The sequence below is a fragment of the Caballeronia terrestris genome (assembly GCF_001544515.1).
GTDB classification, from domain to species: domain Bacteria; phylum Pseudomonadota; class Gammaproteobacteria; order Burkholderiales; family Burkholderiaceae; genus Caballeronia; species Caballeronia terrestris.
Genome location: NZ_FCOL02000018.1, coordinates 93,817 through 110,834 on the forward strand (window position 1 = coordinate 93,817; position 17,018 = coordinate 110,834).

General features: G+C 64.0%; 21 protein-coding genes. 13 read left to right on the top strand and 8 right to left on the bottom strand.

What is annotated here, in order from left to right; genetic code table 11:
- Window positions 1-104 precede the first annotated feature (104 nt).
- The 5 genes from AWB67_RS17105 to AWB67_RS17125 all read left to right on the top strand — a co-directional run bounded on the left by AWB67_RS17105 (window position 105) and on the right by AWB67_RS17125 (window position 3,529).
- A complete protein-coding gene (locus tag AWB67_RS17105) occupies window positions 105-503 on the top strand; it encodes a hypothetical protein (protein WP_087657434.1) in 399 nt (132 codons plus the stop codon).
- A gap of 118 nt (window positions 504-621) precedes the next feature.
- On the top strand, window positions 622-1,593 hold the full coding sequence (locus AWB67_RS17110) for a homoserine kinase (protein ID WP_087657435.1): 972 nt from the start codon (window positions 622-624) through the stop codon (window positions 1,591-1,593).
- A gap of 8 nt (window positions 1,594-1,601) precedes the next feature.
- Window positions 1,602-2,417, top strand: coding sequence for a BPSS1780 family membrane protein (locus AWB67_RS17115; protein WP_087657436.1), 816 nt, complete (start codon window positions 1,602-1,604; stop codon window positions 2,415-2,417).
- Window positions 2,418-2,543: 126 nt separating this feature from the next.
- On the top strand, window positions 2,544-2,996 hold the full coding sequence (locus tag AWB67_RS17120) for a MarR family winged helix-turn-helix transcriptional regulator (protein ID WP_087657437.1): 453 nt from the start codon (window positions 2,544-2,546) through the stop codon (window positions 2,994-2,996).
- 113 nt (window positions 2,997-3,109) lie between these two features.
- Complete coding sequence (locus AWB67_RS17125; RefSeq protein WP_087657438.1) at window positions 3,110-3,529, top strand: organic hydroperoxide resistance protein; 420 nt, start codon at window positions 3,110-3,112, stop codon at window positions 3,527-3,529.
- Between the two features lie 120 nt (window positions 3,530-3,649).
- On the opposite strand, the gene AWB67_RS17130 is transcribed toward AWB67_RS17125, so the two are convergent.
- Together AWB67_RS17130 and AWB67_RS17135 are read right to left on the bottom strand one after the other, a co-directional pair.
- Window positions 3,650-3,823 (bottom strand): DUF3563 family protein, encoded by a 174-nt coding sequence (locus tag AWB67_RS17130; protein ID WP_087657439.1) that lies wholly within the window; start codon window positions 3,821-3,823, stop codon window positions 3,650-3,652.
- A gap of 137 nt (window positions 3,824-3,960) precedes the next feature.
- Window positions 3,961-5,121, bottom strand: a complete 1,161-nt coding sequence (locus AWB67_RS17135) for an extracellular catalytic domain type 1 short-chain-length polyhydroxyalkanoate depolymerase (protein ID WP_087657440.1) — start codon at window positions 5,119-5,121, stop codon at window positions 3,961-3,963.
- 336 nt (window positions 5,122-5,457) lie between these two features.
- Between AWB67_RS17135 and AWB67_RS17140 the strand changes: the two genes are divergently transcribed.
- Window positions 5,458-6,141 carry a phosphatase PAP2 family protein gene (locus AWB67_RS17140; RefSeq protein ID WP_087657441.1) on the top strand — a complete coding sequence of 228 codons (684 nt, stop codon included), beginning with the start codon at window positions 5,458-5,460 and terminating at the stop codon, window positions 6,139-6,141.
- 70 nt (window positions 6,142-6,211) lie between these two features.
- Here the strand turns inward: AWB67_RS17140 and AWB67_RS17145 are convergent, their stop codons facing one another.
- Together AWB67_RS17145 and AWB67_RS17150 are read right to left on the bottom strand one after the other, a co-directional pair.
- Window positions 6,212-7,015, bottom strand: a complete 804-nt coding sequence (locus AWB67_RS17145) for a TOBE domain-containing protein (RefSeq protein WP_087657442.1) — start codon at window positions 7,013-7,015, stop codon at window positions 6,212-6,214.
- Window positions 7,012-8,457: a CHAD domain-containing protein gene (locus tag AWB67_RS17150; RefSeq protein ID WP_087657443.1), complete on the bottom strand. Its 1,446-nt coding sequence runs from the start codon at window positions 8,455-8,457 to the stop codon at window positions 7,012-7,014. Before AWB67_RS17150 ends, AWB67_RS17145 begins: the two co-directional genes overlap by 4 nt.
- A gap of 150 nt (window positions 8,458-8,607) precedes the next feature.
- Here AWB67_RS17150 and AWB67_RS17155 point away from each other — a divergent pair, with 150 nt between their 5' ends.
- From AWB67_RS17155 to AWB67_RS17165, 3 genes are all read left to right on the top strand, one after another.
- Window positions 8,608-10,194 (top strand): inorganic phosphate transporter, encoded by a 1,587-nt coding sequence (locus tag AWB67_RS17155; protein WP_087657444.1) that lies wholly within the window; start codon window positions 8,608-8,610, stop codon window positions 10,192-10,194.
- 268 nt (window positions 10,195-10,462) lie between these two features.
- Window positions 10,463-10,621: a DUF3309 family protein gene (locus AWB67_RS17160; protein ID WP_087657445.1), complete on the top strand. Its 159-nt coding sequence runs from the start codon at window positions 10,463-10,465 to the stop codon at window positions 10,619-10,621.
- 127 nt (window positions 10,622-10,748) lie between these two features.
- Window positions 10,749-11,537: an SDR family NAD(P)-dependent oxidoreductase gene (locus AWB67_RS17165; protein WP_087657446.1), complete on the top strand. Its 789-nt coding sequence runs from the start codon at window positions 10,749-10,751 to the stop codon at window positions 11,535-11,537.
- Window positions 11,538-11,680: 143 nt separating this feature from the next.
- Here the strand turns inward: AWB67_RS17165 and AWB67_RS17170 are convergent, their stop codons facing one another.
- Window positions 11,681-12,019: a hypothetical protein gene (locus tag AWB67_RS17170; protein WP_087657447.1), complete on the bottom strand. Its 339-nt coding sequence runs from the start codon at window positions 12,017-12,019 to the stop codon at window positions 11,681-11,683.
- Between the two features lie 18 nt (window positions 12,020-12,037).
- Window positions 12,038-12,265, bottom strand: coding sequence for a hypothetical protein (locus AWB67_RS17175; RefSeq protein ID WP_235025201.1), 228 nt, complete (start codon window positions 12,263-12,265; stop codon window positions 12,038-12,040).
- 217 nt (window positions 12,266-12,482) lie between these two features.
- On the opposite strand from AWB67_RS17175, the gene AWB67_RS17180 reads away from it, so the two are divergent.
- The 3 genes from AWB67_RS17180 (at window position 12,483) to AWB67_RS17190 (ending at window position 13,978) form a co-directional block, all read left to right on the top strand.
- A complete protein-coding gene (locus AWB67_RS17180) occupies window positions 12,483-12,740 on the top strand; it encodes a DUF2866 domain-containing protein (protein WP_087657449.1) in 258 nt (85 codons plus the stop codon).
- A gap of 81 nt (window positions 12,741-12,821) precedes the next feature.
- The gene (locus AWB67_RS17185; protein ID WP_087657450.1) at window positions 12,822-13,256 is read left to right on the top strand and encodes an MbcA/ParS/Xre antitoxin family protein; all 435 of its coding nucleotides are present in this window, start codon (window positions 12,822-12,824) and stop codon (window positions 13,254-13,256) included.
- Window positions 13,247-13,978 (top strand): RES family NAD+ phosphorylase, encoded by a 732-nt coding sequence (locus tag AWB67_RS17190; RefSeq protein WP_087657451.1) that lies wholly within the window; start codon window positions 13,247-13,249, stop codon window positions 13,976-13,978. The genes AWB67_RS17185 and AWB67_RS17190 overlap by 10 nt, the downstream gene beginning before the upstream one ends.
- Window positions 13,979-13,985: 7 nt before the next feature.
- Here the strand turns inward: AWB67_RS17190 and AWB67_RS17195 are convergent, their stop codons facing one another.
- Entirely contained in the window at window positions 13,986-15,278 is a 1,293-nt protein-coding gene (locus AWB67_RS17195; RefSeq protein WP_087657452.1) for a DNA topoisomerase IB, read from the bottom strand.
- A 69-nt stretch (window positions 15,279-15,347) separates the two neighbouring features.
- On the bottom strand, window positions 15,348-16,085 hold the full coding sequence (locus AWB67_RS17200; RefSeq protein ID WP_087657453.1) for a metallophosphoesterase: 738 nt from the start codon (window positions 16,083-16,085) through the stop codon (window positions 15,348-15,350).
- Window positions 16,086-16,327: 242 nt separating this feature from the next.
- Between AWB67_RS17200 and AWB67_RS17205 the strand changes: the two genes are divergently transcribed.
- The gene (locus AWB67_RS17205; RefSeq protein ID WP_087657454.1) at window positions 16,328-16,984 is read left to right on the top strand and encodes a DUF1345 domain-containing protein; all 657 of its coding nucleotides are present in this window, start codon (window positions 16,328-16,330) and stop codon (window positions 16,982-16,984) included.
- Window positions 16,985-17,018: the final 34 nt, after the last annotated feature.

Consider the following 17,018-nt stretch of genomic DNA (forward strand, 5'->3'; position numbering starts at 1 on the left):
TGACGCGGCATCGAATTCCGCAAAAGCGGCGCAAAATAAGGCTTTGCACGGCCCTGTGGCGGGTACGGTTTGCTAGAATCCGGCCACATATTTGGAGAATCATCATGAAGCCGCTTCTTTTCGCCGCCGTCGCGGCAGTCCTCGCCGCCGGCAGCATGAGCGCGATCGCGCAGCCGTCGAGCGCGGCGGACCAGCCCCCGGCGCAAAAGATGTCGCCAGAAGAAGCTGCCGGCCTGCCGGACCTGAAGGCCATCAACCGCCCGCCCGCAACGGCGAGCTCGAAGGTCGAGATTTCGCCGCCGCGCCTGCCGAGCTATCACGAACTCAGCACGAACGGCACGGAAATCACCGAGTATCGCGACAAGGGCAAGCCCGTCGAGATCAACGTGCAGTCGAACTTCGGCACGCGCTATCAGATGAGCGCGCCGGCCGACACGTCGCCCGCCGTGCGCGACAACGGCAAGGCAAGCACGCGCCTGCCGTCGGTGAATTTGCGCTACTGATCGTCGAGCCCGCGCTACCCTTGTTCCCGCCTGGGCCACCGCGCGCACGTCGCGCGGCGCCGCCCGACTGGCTGCGTTCAGAGCGCGCCAGCCGTCCAACCCGACCGACGTTCCCCGCATGGCCGTATTCACTCCTGTCACCGCTTCCCAGCTCGAAGACTGGCTGCAAAACTACGATCTCGGCGACGTCGTCGAATTTCGCGGCATCCAGTCGGGCATTGAAAACAGCAACTTCTTTCTGACCACGACGCACGGCCAGTACGTCCTCACGATCTTCGAGAAGCTCACGGCCGAGCAACTGCCGTTCTACCTCGACCTGATGCGGCATCTCGCGTCGCATCGCGTGCCGGTTCCCGATCCGATGCCGCGCCGCGACGGCTCGCTCTTCGCCGAGTTGAACGGCAAGCCCGCGACCATCGTGACGAAGCTCGAAGGCGCGCCCGAACTCGCGCCGACGCCCGCGCACTGCATCGAAGTCGGCCAGATGCTCGCGCGCCTTCATCTCGCCGGGCGCGACTTCGGGCAGCATCAGCACAACCTGCGCAGTCTCGCGTGGTGGCAGGAGAACGTGCCCGCGATCCTGCCTTTCCTCACCGACAGCCAGCGCGCGCTGATCGAAGACGAACTCGCGCATCAGTCAGCGTTCTTCGGCTCAGCCGATTACGCGTCGTTGCCCGAAGGCCCGTGCCACTGCGACCTCTTCCGCGACAACGTACTCTTCTCGCACACGGCGGACCACGCGCGCCTTGGCGGCTTCTTCGACTTCTATTTCGCCGGCGTCGACAAGTGGCTCTTCGACGTCGCCGTCTGCGTGAACGACTGGTGCATCGACCTCGAGACGGGCGTGCTCGACCGCGCACGCGTCGACGCGATGCTGCGCGCCTATCAGACGGTGCGGCCGTTCACGCCGGCCGAAGAGCGCCACTGGAACGACATGCTGCGCGCCGGCGCGTTGCGCTTCTGGGTGTCGCGCCTGTACGACTTCCACCGTCCGCGCGAGGCCGAAATGCTCAAGCCGCACGACCCGGGCCATTTCGAACGCATTCTGTGCGAGCGCGTCAAAGCCGCTGCTCCTTCCGCCACCCGGTAAGCCAATTTATGCAACTGATCGAAGTCCCCGCCAAAACCGGTTACGTGTGGTTCCGCCAGGGAATCTGGCTGTTCAGACGCAATCCGCTTGCGTTTCTCACGGTGTTCTTCGCATATCTGTTCATCATGACGCTGATTTCGCGCATTCCGCTGATCGGCCCGTTCCTGCCGCTGGTGCTGATTCCGGGCGTCGCCGTCGGTTTCATGGCCGCGTGCCGCAACACGATCGCGGGCAAGCCCGTCTGGCCGACCGTCCTCGTCGACGGCTTTCGCTCCTATGGCAGCGTCGTCTCGCGGCGGCTGCTGGTGCTCGGCGCGCTGTATGTCCTCGCGATGGGGGCGATTTTCGCGCTATCGGCGCTCGTCGACGGCGGCATCCTGCTCTCGATGATGCTCGGCAGCGGCCCGACCGGTGACCCGGAGACCGTCGCGGCCAGCTTCAGCCCGCTGGCCGTGCTCGTCGCGATGGCGGGCTACCTGCCCGTCGCGATGCTCTTCTGGTTCGCGCCGATCCTCGTCGCGTGGCACGACGTGCCGCCCGCAAAAGCGCTCTTTTTTAGCTTCGTCGGCTGCTGGCGCAATCGCGGCGCGTTCATCTTCTACGGCGTACTGTGGATCGCAATCGCGATCACGGTGTCGTTCGGGCTGACCGCGCTGATGCAGGCGCTTGGCGCGGGACAGGAAGTGGCGCTCGCGGTGCTGATGCCCGCATCGATTCTCGTCACGACCGCGCTTTACTGCTCGTTCTACGCCACCTATCGCGGCTGTTTCGGCGTGCAATCGCCCGATACGCCGGATATTCCGACTGCAACGCCGGGCGTCTGACGCGGTCGAATGCTGGATTCCGGGCGCCTCGTAGCGCCCGTTTTCATTTCCGCGATCGGTTTCATTCGTGCGCGAAGGAATTCCGTACACTAGCGCTATCGGCCACTCGCGCTTTGGGCTTCCGCCATGAACACGCCGCAGAATTTTCCGCTCGAACTCGATCAGCAACTCTGTTTCGCACTCTATTCCACATCGCTCGCGATGACGAAGGCGTACAAGCCGCTGCTCGAAAATCTCGGGCTGACCTATCCGCAATACCTCGCGATGCTCGTCCTGTGGGAAAGCGACGACCTCACCGTCAAGGAAATGGCGGCGCGCCTGAGCCTCGATTCCGCGACGATGACGCCGCTCCTCAAGCGTCTCGAGGCGCAGGGTTACGTTGAACGGCTGCGCGGCGTCGAGGACGAGCGGCAGGTTCATATCCGCTTGACCGACACCGGTCGCGAACTGAAGCAGTCAGCGCGCGCGATTCCCGGCGAGATCTACTGCGCGGCCGGCAGCGATGCCGACCGCCTGATTAAGCTGCGCGATTCGTTGGTACAACTGCGCGCGTCGCTGAACGAATACATCGGTGCCTGATAGACGGAATCAAACGCGCCGATCATAATAATTTATTTTGCGCACTAATGATTAGCGCGATATATTTCAACCCGTGGTTGGCGCTTCACAACTCAACACCCAGGAGAATCCAAATGAGCATCCTCTACAAGGCAACGGCAACGAGCAACGGCGGCCGCGACGGCCGGGCGGTATCGTTGGATCAGCAACTCGACGTGAAACTGAGCGCGCCGAAGGAACTCGGCGGCACGGGCGCACCGGGCACGAACCCGGAACAACTGTTCGCCGCTGGCTATTCGGCGTGTTTTTTGAGCGCAATGAAGTTCGTCGCGGGCCAGCAAAAGCGCATCATCCCCGCCGATACGACCGTCACCGCTGACGTCGGCGTCGGCCCGAACGACAACGGCGGCTTCAAGCTCGACATCGAACTGCGCGTCACCCTGCCGGGCCTGCCGGCTGGCGAAGCGCAACAACTCGTCGATGCCGCGCACCAGGTCTGCCCGTACTCGAACGCTACGCGCGGCAACGTCGACGTTCGCGTGAAACTCGTCTGAAGCATCAACGCCCGAGCACAACCCGGGCGTCAAAAAGCAAATGCCGGCTGGGAAGCCGGCATTTGTGTTTGCTGCTTGCGCGCGGTTGTTGCGCGCTGCGCCTTCTACGGCGCCCCGCTCTTACTGAGCGAGCCACGACGGATGACGCTTCGAACCACGGCGATCCAGATTCTTCATACGATATTCGAGATCGTAGATGTCAGTGGCTTCGGCGAGGTAAGCGTCGTCGCGTTCACGATCGCGCTGGTCGGGAGACTTCGTCAGGAACAGGAAAAGGCGGCTGAGCAGATACATGGTAGGGCCTCGAAAGATTAGGGTATTTACCTATGACAGAATCGATTATAGGGTAATCCCTAGCAAAACACCAGTGTGCATCTATAGAACTTTGATCCTAAAGACTTTTTTGCGACATATGAAACGTCCGATGGCCGTCAGGCAAGCAGTTCGTCGTTGACGGAGTGCCGCTCGACGCGCCGCTGATGCTTGAAGAACTCCCACATCAGCGCCGACGAATCCGGCCCCTTTGACGAATGGAATGCGACTGTATCGTCGCCGCCGGCCCACGAATGGCCGAGCCCGCGCACGATGCAGGTCTTCACGACGCGGCGTCCGCTCTTCACGAAGTCGCGCACGACGCCGTCCGGCTGCTTTTCTTCTCGCGTTTCGCCTGCACGCCGCGCGCCAGCGGCATCGATAAAGCCGTTCAGCCGCAGGAATTGCGTGGTCAGTTGCTCGGCGTTCGTCGCCGAAACGACGGAATCGAGCTCGCCATGCACGATGACGGCCGGCATTCCCGGAAAGGCGCGCACGTTGACGCTGGCGTCGATCAGCGCGACCGGGTCGCTGCGGCTGCCACGGCGCATCACGTCCATCGCGGCGATAGCCGAGCGCGCCTCGCCGAATACGACGCCCGAGTGCAGGCCGACCGCCGCGAACACCGACGGGTAGCGGATCGCGAGCAGCGCAGCGAGCCCCGCGCCCGCCGACATCCCCCCGACATAGACGCGCTCGCTATCCAGCCGATGCTCCGCGACCACCGACTGCACCAGCGACACGACCGATGCCGCCTCGCCGCCGCCCGCGTTGCTCGCATCGTCATACCAGCGCCAGCAACGGTGCGCGTGGTCATGCTTGGACTGCTCGGGGTAAAGAACGGCAAAGCCGTAGCGGTCGGCGAGCAGATTGAGGCGCGTGCCTTGGGCGAATTCGTCGGCGTTTTGCTTACAGCCGTGCAGCATCACCACCAGAGGCATACGCCCGAGCGCCACGCCCGGCGGAAGATACAGCGCGTACGACATGTGATTGACGAAGCGGCCGGCCGTCGGGGGCGCGGAATGGAACGAGCGTTCCCATTTGCCACCCGCCCAGGCCGAAGCGCGGGGACGCACGCGCGACTCGCGCACCGGAGAACGCACAGCGATGCGCGGCGGCGGTGCGGCCTTGATCGGTGTCGGGGCTTTCGCCTTCTGGACGGTCGCAGCGCGCTTTTGCTTGGCGGGCGAGCGCGGCTTGGGCGCACGAGCCGGTTCGGGCTGACCGGCAATCAGGCGGCGCAGTCCGCGCAGCCAGAGATTGGTGAGACTTTTGGGCATCGAATGGGACCTCCACAGCATGCAGTTTGATCCGGCGCGACGGGGGGCGCGCAGCGGAAGTTGTTGCGATGCACAATAACATCGATCGCGACGGCATGTGTGTAATAGGATGTTTAAAAACCTACCTATTTCCGTCTGATCATGTATTTAATCCGACTTTAGACGAACTTGATGCATTTTAGCCGCACGAACACCGCAGCCGGACGGTAAAATTCAGCAATATCTTGTACGGGTATACTCTTAATAAGCCTACAAATAACGTTCGTTGCGCCGCCCGGTCGCGGGCTTGGCTTCCGCGTTGCAGCAACCATCGTTCCACCTGCTAAAAAAAATTCGATGCCTATTTTTTCCCCTTCGCTCTGGTCTTCGATTACCGCGCTCGGCAGTGTCGGCGTGATGACTCCGCTCGCGCTCGCCGTCGCCTTGTGGCTCGCGCTGGGCTATCCGCGCCGTTACGCGCTTGGCTGGCTCGGACTGCTCGCGGGCGCAGTCGGGCTCGTGTTTCTCAGCAAGATCGCGTTCATCGGATGGGGCATGGGCGTGCGCGGCTGGGATTTCACCGGCATCAGCGGGCACGCGATGGTCGCGACCGCGGTGCTTCCCGTGGCGCTCTTCGTCGCGTTTGTGCCCACGCGCGGTGCATGGCGCGCGGCCGGCGTGTCGATTGGGCTCGTGGCGGGGATCGTCGTCGGAGTGTCGCGCGTTGTGCTGGGTGCGCATTCGGCGTCGGAGGTGATTGCCGGTTGTGCGCTTGGTGCCGTGGTCGCGGTCGGGTTCGCGCGGATGGCCTGGCGCGCGGAGGCTGGACGGCTGTCGCCGGCGCCGGTCGCGACGAGCCTCGCGGTGGTGGCGATCACGCTGCACGGCGTGCCGGTGCCGAGCCATCAGTGGATCACACAGATCGCGCTGCAGTTGTCGGGCCACGAGCGGCCGTACGTGCGCGCGCGCTGGAAAGCGGGGCGCTACGACGCGCCGATGCGGCGTACCGAGGTCGTCGTGCCCCGCGCTGCAGACGCCTGAAGGCGCAAGCCGTTTGCCTGTCGCGGCGGCCGATCGAAGGCTTGCTTCGCCAGAGTCGTTGGAGCAGTTCCTAGTCGTCCACGCCGAGAATCACGCTCGATCCCTTGATGACCGCTACCGCAGTTTCCCCCGGCGCAAGTCCGAGCGCATCGACGCTCTGATTAGTAATGATCGCCGTGATCGTGCTCGACCCGCCGATCGCGAGCGATACCTCCGCATTCACCGCCCCGCGCGTCACGCGCTCGATGGTGCCCTTCAGCTGATTGCGCGCCGAGATCCGCACCGGTTCGTCGGCCATCAGCATGACCCACGACGCCTTGATCAGCGCCACCGCGTCGCGCCCGGGCGTGAGTCCAAGCACCTCCGCGCTCTCATGCGTGACGACCGCGACGATCGATTGGCCGCCCGGCAACGCGAGTTCCACCTCGTCGTTGACTGAGCCGCGCGTGACTCTCGTCACCTTTCCCGCCAGTTGGTTGCGCGCGCTCGTCTTCATGCCGATTCTCCCGATCAACGGCCAGTTTTCGGCAAATCCGTCGATTGCCGCGCCCGCCTGCTCCAGAAACTTGCGATGCTCGCGCTCGATGGCGCGAAACGTATCGATGAGACGCAGCGCCGCGGGCGTCAGCGTCGTGCCACCGCCGCCCTTGCCGCCGCTCGCGCGCACGACGAGCGGCTCGCCGGCGAGATTGTTCATCGCGTCGATGGCGTCCCACGCCGCCTTGTAGCTCATGCCGACCGCTTTCGCCGCGCCTGTGATGGATCCTGTCTCGCGGATCGCCGCCAGGAGGCCGATGCGTGCCGCGCCGCCGAGCGTCTGCTCGCCGCTTCGCAGCCACACGGACCCGTCGACGTCGAGCGATTCATCCTTCATTCGTGCGCCCCCGTTTTTTTGAGACGCGGTTTTTCGATCGATCGCAGAATGCGCTCGCCCTCCTCCGCATCCTTATGCTCCGATACCGCCGCCCACGCGCGCGCGAAGCCGCGCTGGTAGTCGCTGGCCTCGGGGAGCGCCGAGAGACGCTCGGCGGCCACCGCGGCGTCGTTACCTTCGCCGAGCACGGTCTGCAGTCGCGACAGCTTTTTCGCTGTGTCACCGCGCGCTTGCCGCGTCGTCAGCGAGCGCAGGAATTCGAGCGCATAGCGCAGCCGCTTCGCATGAATTCGCACGCGATGCCGCGTGCGTACGTCGAGCGTCGTCAGGTCAGGCACGTTGACGATTTTCCGGTAATTCTTGCGGATTCGTTTCTTCGCAAAGTCGGCGAGCGCGACGGGCGCGTCGTCCGGACGCAGCCCGATTCGCGCCAGCCATTCGATGAACGCAAGCGAAAGCCGCGCATAGCGCTTCGCGTGCAGCGCATGGGCGAGCCTCGTGCGCGCGGCGTGGCGCTTGGCGTCTGCGGCGTCGATCACGGCCTGCCACGACGGGCCGCCCGCGTCCGCGGCGGCATAGGCTGGAAGCGTGGTATCCGTGAAAACGTCCCAGTCGCGGGCGTCGCCTAGCAATTCGCCGAACCATTTCAGATCGGGCGCGATGGTTTCGTTCCATACGGCGTCGACGTCGTCGGGGAAAAGCTTGAGCAGCGTCTTCAGCCGCCGCTGCGCGACGCGCAACTGATGCACGCGTTCGACTTCGAGCGAATGGCGCGCGCCGGCGTCGTTGCCGAACCAGTGCATCGCGATCGATGCCGCGATAGTCACAAACGCCTCGCGGGCCGTCGATTCCAGCGGCAAATCGATCTTCGATGCATGGACTTCCGGCGCTTCGGGCGATTCGTCGCCGACGGCCAGCAGAGAGAACGGCGCGGCATCTACCGCTTCGCGCGCCAGGCGGAACACGGCATCGAGCACGGTTTCATCGTCGCCGGGGGCGGACAGGCATAGCGTCGGGCGTTCGTCGTCTTGCGCGGCAAGCGTGGCCAGCACGTCGCCGATGCGCCATTCGATGCGCCGCGATTCGCGTGCAGGGCCGGCGTCCAGCGCGATGCCCTTGAGCGCCGAGAGCGCGTGGCCGGAGTCGGCGAGTTCGTCGAGCGTGGCGGAGACGTCGCCCGGGGCGGGCCGCGCGAACTTGCGGCAGCGCGTGAGGCCCGGCAGCACAGGCGCCAGGATTTCGACCGCGTGCAGCGTGCCCGCGCCGTCCTGCGTCTCGATCCAGAGACACCAGCCGTGTGCGTCGCTTTCGAGTTCCTGCAGGACGGCACGCGAGCGCGCCGCCTCGACCTCCGCGAACGACGGCAGCGCCGCCACCGCCCTCGCCAGTTGGTCGAACGTCTTTTCCTGCGAGCCCAGCGCCAGTTCCACCCAAGCCGTCATAAATCCCTCGCACGTTACGCACGCCGCCCCGCGTCAGATCAGACGATTTCGGGCACGGCGTGCGGTCATCAAAGCGACACAAAGCGCATGCAACCATGCTGGATCGTCAGCAGTTCAGCCTACCTCGCCACGCCCAATCAAGGACGCATCATGACTGATCTCGCCTTTCCACAATCAAGAGCAGGCCGCTCGCCCGGTCAGCGGCTCGCGCTGCTGCTCTTCGTCATCGTTATCGTGGCGGGCGCGATTTACTGCGTCACGCACCTGCTGAGCGATCTCGAATCCGTGCAGCAGTCGTCGGTTATGCCGTACGTGCTGCTCGGCGTTGCGCTCCTGATCGCGCTCGGTTTCGAATTCGTCAACGGTTTCCACGATACCGCCAACGCGGTCGCCACGGTCATCTACACGCACTCGCTCACGCCGAATCTCGCGGTCGTCTGGTCCGGTGCCTGGAACTTCATCGGCGTCCTGGTTTCGAGCGGCGCCGTCGCGTTCGGCATCCTGCAATTGTTGCCCGTCGAGCTGATCATCGGCGTCGGGTCGTCGCAGGGCTTCGCGATGGTCTTCGCGCTCCTCATCGCCGCAATCATCTGGAATCTTGGCACGTGGGCCCTCGGCCTTCCTTCTTCGAGTTCCCATACGCTGATCGGTTCGGTGATCGGGGTCGGATTGATGAACCAGATGTTGCACGGGACCAACGGCACGTCGGGCGTCGACTGGAGCCAGGCGCTTTCGGTCGGCAAGTCGCTGCTGTTTTCGCCGTTGATCGGCTTCGTGGCCGCGGGCTTTTTGCTCTACGTGCTCAAGCTCGTCGTGAAGATTCCCGCGCTCTACAAGGAGCCGGAAAAGAACACGCCGCCGCCGTTCTGGATCCGCTGCCTGCTGATCCTGACGTGCACGGGCGTGTCGTTCGCGCACGGCTCCAATGACGGCCAGAAGGGTATGGGTCTCATCATGCTGATCCTGATCGGTACGGTGCCGACCGCCTACGCGCTTAACAAGGCCGTAACCACCGGCGAAACGCAGACGTTCCTGTCGGTCAGCCACCACGCGTCGGAAACGCTGCAGCGCTACAGCAACGGCGCGGCGCCCGTCGCCGATCCGCGCGCCGACGTCCAGCATTACGTGCAGACGAAGACGCTCGCGCCGAATACGGTCGTCGCGGTGAAACAGGTGGTCGATCTCATCGATTCGCAGGTGCGCCCGAACGGCTCAATCTCGGCGCTGCCGCAGGGCATCGTCAACAACGTGCGCAACAACATGTACATCGTGTCCGAGGCGCTGCGCCTGATGGAAAAGCAGAAATCGCCCGCGTTCGCGGCCGTCGACGTCGCCGTCCTTGAAAACTACAAGCATCAGCTCGACCACGCGACCAAGTTCATCCCGACGTGGGTGAAGGTGGCGGTCGCCGTCGCGCTTGGCCTCGGGACGATGGTCGGCTGGAAGCGCATCGTGGTGACGGTCGGCGAGCGCATCGGCAAGACGCATCTGACGTATGGACAAGGCGCATCGGCGGAACTCGTCGCGATGCTGACGATCGGCGCCGCCGACGTCTACGGCCTGCCGGTAAGTACGACGCACGTGCTGTCGTCGGGCGTCGCGGGGACGATGGCCGCCAACGGCTCCGGGCTGCAATGGCGCACGGTGCGCAGCCTCGCGCTCGCGTGGATTCTGACGCTGCCGGTCTCGATCGCGCTGGCGGGCGGCCTCTTCTGGGCGTTCCGCGGCATCTTCTGAAGCGCGCTTACAAAAACGCGCGGACGAGTGTGCAACTTTTTCCGACCGCACTCGTTTGCGACGTGACTGCGTCGGTCGTGGCGCGGTCCAGACTCCTTATGGCGCAAGGCCTTCGCATAAGTGGCACGCACTTTGCTGAAAGCCTAGTGTCGATCGCAATCCACCAAGGGAATCGCGGCGGCGGGACATCCGCCGCGTGACGCGCCGTTGTCCGACGTGCGCGCAGTGCCCGCCAAATCCTGCGATCTTTGAATAAGGAGAAGTCGAAATGACGATCGGAACCATCTTGCTGATCATCCTGATCCTGATGCTCGTCGGGGCCATTCCGTCGTGGCCGCATAGCCGCAGCTGGGGCTATGGGCCGAGCGGTATCCTCGGTGTCGTGCTGGTCGTGGTGATCGTGCTGCTGCTCATGGGACGTTTATAAGAACACTCTGACGCTATCTGCGTTTTGATTTGAACGGTGCTAAGTTTCTGATCTTGGCCCGTTCGATACGACTCGGTTGACGGGCTGCCCTCTGGCCCGTCAACCGTTTTTTTTGGGAGACCCACCGATGGACTTGCACCTCGACAACAAGCTCGCACTCGTATCCGGATCGACGAAGGGGATCGGCCACGCGATCGCGGTGAGCCTCGCGCGCGAAGGCGCGCGCGTGATCGTGAACGGCCGCACGCAGGCCTCCGTCGACGATGCGCTCGCGAAACTGCGCGAGCAGGTGCCTGGCGCGAAGGCCGAGGGTTTCGCCGGCAACCTTGCGGAGCGCGAGCAGGTGGACGCGATCGTCGCGCGCTATCCGGCGGTCGACGTGCTCGTGAACAACCTCGGCATCTTCGATCCGAAACCGTTCGACGAGATCCCCGACGAGGACTGGCAACACTTTTTCGAGACGAACGTGATGTCGGGCGTGCGGCTTTCGCGCGCGTATCTGCCGAAGATGAAGGAGAAGAACTGGGGGCGCGTGGTGTTCATCAGCAGCGAGAGCGGCATCCAGATTCCGGTCGAGATGATTCACTACGGCGTGACGAAGACGGCGCAGCTCGGGTTGTCGCGTGGACTCGCCGAGAGTTGCGCGGGAACCGGCGTGACGGTCAACGCGGTGCTGCCGGGGCCGACGCATTCCGATGGCGTCGAGGAAATGGCGCGGAAGATGGGCGGCGGGAAGTCGTTCGCGGAGTTCGAGAAGGAGTTTTTCGAGACGGCGCGGGCGAGTTCGCTGATCAAGCGCTTCGCGACGACGGAAGAGGTCGCGAACATGGTGGTGTATGTGTGCTCGGAGGCGTCGTCGGCAACGAACGGGGCGGCGCTGAGGGTCGATGGAGGGGTGGTCAAGTCGGCGTTTTGATGCTCCGCGCGCGCGACGCTATAATCGCGCGCCAATAGGTCGGGATCAGCGTCGGCAGCTATCTACGGATGGGCGGACCCCCGGCTTTCCACATACAAGAAGGGCGCTCATTCGAGCGCCCTTCTTCATTTTGATCAGCCTTTTTATCGCGCCGGATAACCCACGCGCATCACCAGCCCATCCGGCCCGATCTTGCGCGGCAATTGCGGGATCGGATCGACAGCCGGATTCGGCTTCGGTGCCTGCTTCACGCGCGGCAAGGCAGGCGTCTGCGCTACTGAAGTCTTATCGGCGACTTTCTTCACCGTCGTCACGTTCTTGCGCTTCTTCTTGGCCTGCACCGGCACGACATTGCGCGCCTTCGCCTTGCTCTTCGAAGCGGCGCTTGCTTCCGGCGGATTCCAGACTTCGGTGTAGCGTTCGGCCGAAAACGCCGTCGACGATGCCACCAACAGCAAAACAGTGAGGAATACAGGCTTCAAGACAGTCGCTCCATGAATTTAGTGATCGACAGCGCGCGAGAGTATAGCGTCAAGCGTTTGTTCCGAGGTTTCCAGTTCCTGCAGCGCCGCGTCGAGCCTGGCAAGCGCCCGAGCCACCGACTTCGAGCCGCGTTGGAAGACCGGCTCGCCGCGCGTGGCGTCGAATGCCGCCGATACCGCTCGCGTCGCGCGCATGAAGCGTTCGAGCGCGGCCGCCTCCGAGGAACCATTGCGAGCATTCATCATTCGATGTGCCTCCGATGTGCTTCTTCTTGCAATTGGACTGTATGAATATACAGTGAAAGCAGGTAGCGGAAAAGCGCGCTCAAAAAACCGTCGCAAAAATGCCAAACGTTTCCGTCCGATCGATTTAAGTCGCGCTTAATTCTCGCTCGCCACACTCATGTCAACAAAATCTGCCGCCGACGCCGGGTCGGCGGTCCCAACGTGAGTGAGGACAGTCATGTCTGCCAAGGCATTGGTAAGGAATCTCGCATCGGAGATGAAGTCCCAGCATGCGCTGACGCTGCGCGAATGCCGCGTCTCCGCGCCCTTCGACCAGCCGTTCGGGCCGCCGTATCGGCTCGTCGAATGGGTTCTGAAGAACGATCCGTGCATCCAGCGCCGCGTCGTTCCGGCCGATTGCACGACCTCGCAGATCGCCGACGTGCTTCGGACCCACATCCCCGGCAAGCGCTATGGCCCTGCGGATAACGATTGACCCTATCCGCTTGACAAATCGCTTGACCGAATCCAGATATGGACTATTATAAAAATCAAGTTCCACTGGAGACTAATCGACATGAACAACGCCGCCCGTGTAACTTCAGCGGCTCCCGAAGAGGCGCCGCGTCTCGCGCCCGGCATCGGTGACCTATCGGCGGCCGGGTTGCGCGCTTTCTTCAACATCGCGCGCGACTGGTCGCTCTCCGCCGACGAGCAGATCATCCTCCTCGGTGAGCCGGGCCGCTCCACGTTTTTCAAGTGGAAAGCGCAGCCGCATACCGCGCGCCTCGGCCGCGACACGCTCGAGCGACTATCGCTGATTCTCGGCATCTACAAGGCGCTTCAGATTCTTCTGCCCCAACCCGAAGCCGCCGATACCTGGGTCAAGCGCGCGAACAGCGCCCCGCCGTTTGGCGGACGCACGGCGCTCGACCGCATGCTGGCGGGCAATGTCAGCGATCTCGTCGCCGTCCGGCAATATCTCGATGCCATGCGAGGCGGATGGGCGTGACAGAAAGGAATGCTGCAAACACCTGGCGCGAGCTCTGGCCGCACAGCAAACTCGACTGGTCGCCCGCGTATCGTGTGATTCCCACTCGTTTTCCCGCCGTGAACCTGTTCGACCGCGTCGCGTCACCGGACGACTTCGAGGCGCTTTACGCGCTCGAAGCGATGACCAACGACCGCCTGCGCAACGAAGTCGGCGAACTGGATCTCGTGCCGGCCGAGGAGCGCTGTTTCGGCGCGGGCTGCGGCCCGATCATGGCGGCGTTCACGCACCTGAACCCGAGCGGTAGCCGTTTCTCCGACGGCAGCTACGGCGTGTTCTATTGCGCGCGCGAGCGGCGGACGGCGATCGCGGAGACGCGCTATCACTCGGCGCTCTTTCTCGCCGCGACGAACGAAGCGCCACTGCGGCAGCAGATGCGTTTGTACACGGTGATGGCGCACGGCGATGTGGTGGATCTGCGCGGGGCGTTGCTGGCGGAAGCGTCGCTGGACCCGCGCATCCTCGATCCCGACGATTACGGCCCCGGCAAGGCGATCGGCCGCGCGGCGCGCAAGGCGGGAGCGTGGGGAATCGCGTATCCGTCGGTGCGGGATGCCGAGGGGGAATGTCTCGCCGCGTTCCGCACGATGCTGCTGCGCGATTGCCGCCATGCAGCGCATCTCGAATACAACTGGAACGGCGAGACGATCGACTACGTGCTGGAGATGAATCAGGTCGGCTGAAGCGCGCTCACCCAATCGCCAGCGCGGTCGGCGACCGGGTACGCGCCAGCTTTTTCGTCGCCGGCCGCGCCGCCTTCGGCGCGCTCTTGCGCGCGGCGCTTTCCAGAGCCTGCGCCGCGACATCCTTCCCGCTCCCCTTCAGCGCCCCCGCGCGCGCCTTCCGGCTCGACTTGGCGAGGAGACCGGTCAGTTGCATATCCGTCGCCGCCGCACCGTTCCTGCTCTTGCGCACCGCTTCACGCGCCCGGCGCTTCGCGTCCTTTTCGAGAAAGATCGCGAGTGCGGCTTCGTCGGCTTTCAGGCCGTGGCGGCGCGACGCGGGCATCGCATCCGCGAGCGCGCCCGCCTCGAACGCCTCGATCACCGCCGGATGCACGTAGCACTTGCGGCACACGGCGGGCGTATTGCGCAGCAGTTGCGACACCTCCTTGATCGTCCCGACGACGTGCTTCCTCGCCTCCGTGACGGTTTCCCACGTCAGCCGCCGCAGCGACGCCAGCGCGAACACGCTGCCCGCCCAAGTGCGGTAATCCTTCGCGGTGAAATCTGCGCCGGTGATTTCGCGCAGATAGTCGTTGATGTCGGATGAACTGACCGAATGACGCGCGCCGTCGGCGTCGAGGTACTGGAAGAGATCCTGTCCCGCGAGATCCATGCAGCGCTTGACGATTTTCGCGACGCGCGCATCGTTCACCGATACGTCGTGCTCGATGCCGCTCTTGCCGCGAAACTGGAATCGCAGCGTGCCGGCCGTCATCTTCAGATGTTTCTTACGCAGCGTGGTCAGCCCATAAGAGCGATTCTCGCGCGCGTATTCCTCGCTGCCGACGCGGATCAGCGTCGTATCGAGCAGCCGGACGACGGTCGCGAGCACCTTGTCGCGCGGCATGCCGTCGAGGGTGAGATCGCGCGTCACGCGGGCGCGCAGCTTCGGCAGCACGGCGCCGAACGCGAGCATGCGCTCGTACTTGGTGGCGTCGCGCGTCTCGCGCCATTGCGGGTGATAGCGATATTGCTTGCGGCCGCGCGCATCGCGGCCGGTCGCCTGCAGATGTCCGCGCGAATCGGGGCAGATCCAGACGTCGATGTAGGCTGGCGGGATCGCGAGAGCGTTCACGCGGCGGATTTCCGCGGCGTCGTCGATGCGTTTGCCTTGAGTGTTGAAGTAGGCGAAAGCGCCGTCGATCCACTGGCGCGTATAGCCGGGGCGCGAATCGTCGACGTAGCGCAGTCCGGGCGGAAGGTCTTCGGGGCAGCCTTGCGGGCCGCCATTACCGGTCGATGTGTCGTGTTGTGCCACTGCGCGCCTCGCCGTCCCGTTTCGATTTCCGACGAAACAAGCAAGCGACGTGCCGCTATGGCAACGGCATCACGGCAGCGTCAGTTCCCGCGCGCCTTCCGACGCCGCCCAGCGTTCTTTCACGGACCAGCGCCGGTCGGTGCCGGCTTCGACGATCGTCAGCCGTCCGTCGGACGAAAACGCGCCGGTATCGATGAAAACCTGCGAGCCGATGCTTTTCACGTTCTTGGTCGGCGTGTGGCCGCAGTACGTGAGCGACAAGCCCTGCTGACGCGAAGGGTCCGCGCTGCCGAGCGCGAGGCCGCGGCCCCACAGCAGCGTGTTGCGCGTTTCGGGCGCGAATTCGGCGACTTCGAGGTCGGCATCGGTGCCGAAGAATTCGGCGTGGAGCACGTTGAAGCGCTCGGTGCCGTCGCCGACGATGCGCACGAGCGGCAGCACCGACAGTCGCGCGGCGAGCGCGGCGAGCTGATCGTCGGCGAGGGTTTCGGCCCACGCGCCGCCGATTCCGTACCACGCCTGGCGGCGCATCCGGCCGGACGCGACCGCGATCAGCGCGTCCTCGTGATTGCCGAGCACCGGAAAGAACCACGGTTTGTCGATGAGATCGATGGCGGCGAGCGAGTCCGTGCCGCGATCGACGAGATCGCCGACGGAGAAAAGCCGGTCGCGCGCGCCGTCAAAGCCTATCTCCTGCAGGAGATAGCGCAACGAATCGACACAGCCGTGAATGTCGCCGACGACGAAGTCGCGACCCGCACGGTTGGCCGGATGTCGAAGTACGACAGGATGAGTAGGAGCATTCATGGGAATTATCTTAGCTCCGCAAAGGTCAAGCATGTGCGCGCTTGCTCTCTTTCGCAACGCAATTTGAGCGCAACTTTTTTGCGCGGGCGGAATGGCTCGCAAACGAAGGCATCGGCGGGTAAAACGCGGGCATCGTCCTCGACAAAATCCCATCAAGGCGGCAGTTATTGCGCGTTCCCCCGGCAGGCGATTGAAAGGCTCGTAGTCAATAATCAGCGCGCATCGAAATCCCAAAGGCTCGCATGTTTCCGCTTCCGACTGTCTTCCGCTACCGACCGCGCGCGCTGATCGCCCTCGTGATCGGCATCCTTGTCGGGTTCCTCGCGCCGGTCCACGCGTCGCACATCGCGCGCGTGCTTCTGGGCTGGGATACCACCGTGTGGCTCTACCTGATCCTGATCTGGATCAAGATGGCGCGCGCGCATCAGCAGCAGGTCCAGGAACTCGCCGAGCGCGAGGACGAAACGGCCGCCACCGTGCTGCTCGTCGTGAGCCTGGCGGCGCTGGCGAGCATCGTCGCGATCGTGCTGGAGCTGGCGGGGCCAAAGCACGTGAGCATCGGTGCAGCCGTGCTGCAGTACACGCTGACCGGCGCGACGATGCTCGGCGCCTGGTTCCTGATCCCGACGATGTTCACCCTCCACTACGCGCGCCACTACTACCAATCCGACGACGACGACACCGCCCTCCTCTTCCCCGATCGTCATCTGTTGCCCGATTACTGGGATTTCCTCTACTTCGCGTTCACTATCGCCGTCGCCTCGCAGACGTCCGACGTCGTGCTGCGTTCCAGGGAAGTGCGGCGCACGGCGCTCGCGCAATCGGTGCTGTCGTTCTTCTTCAACCTCGCCGTGCTCGGCCTGAGCGTGAACATCGCGGCGAGCCTTGTCGGCAGCTGAGATTTCCTTCTACCTTAAACAAGCTGTCACATCG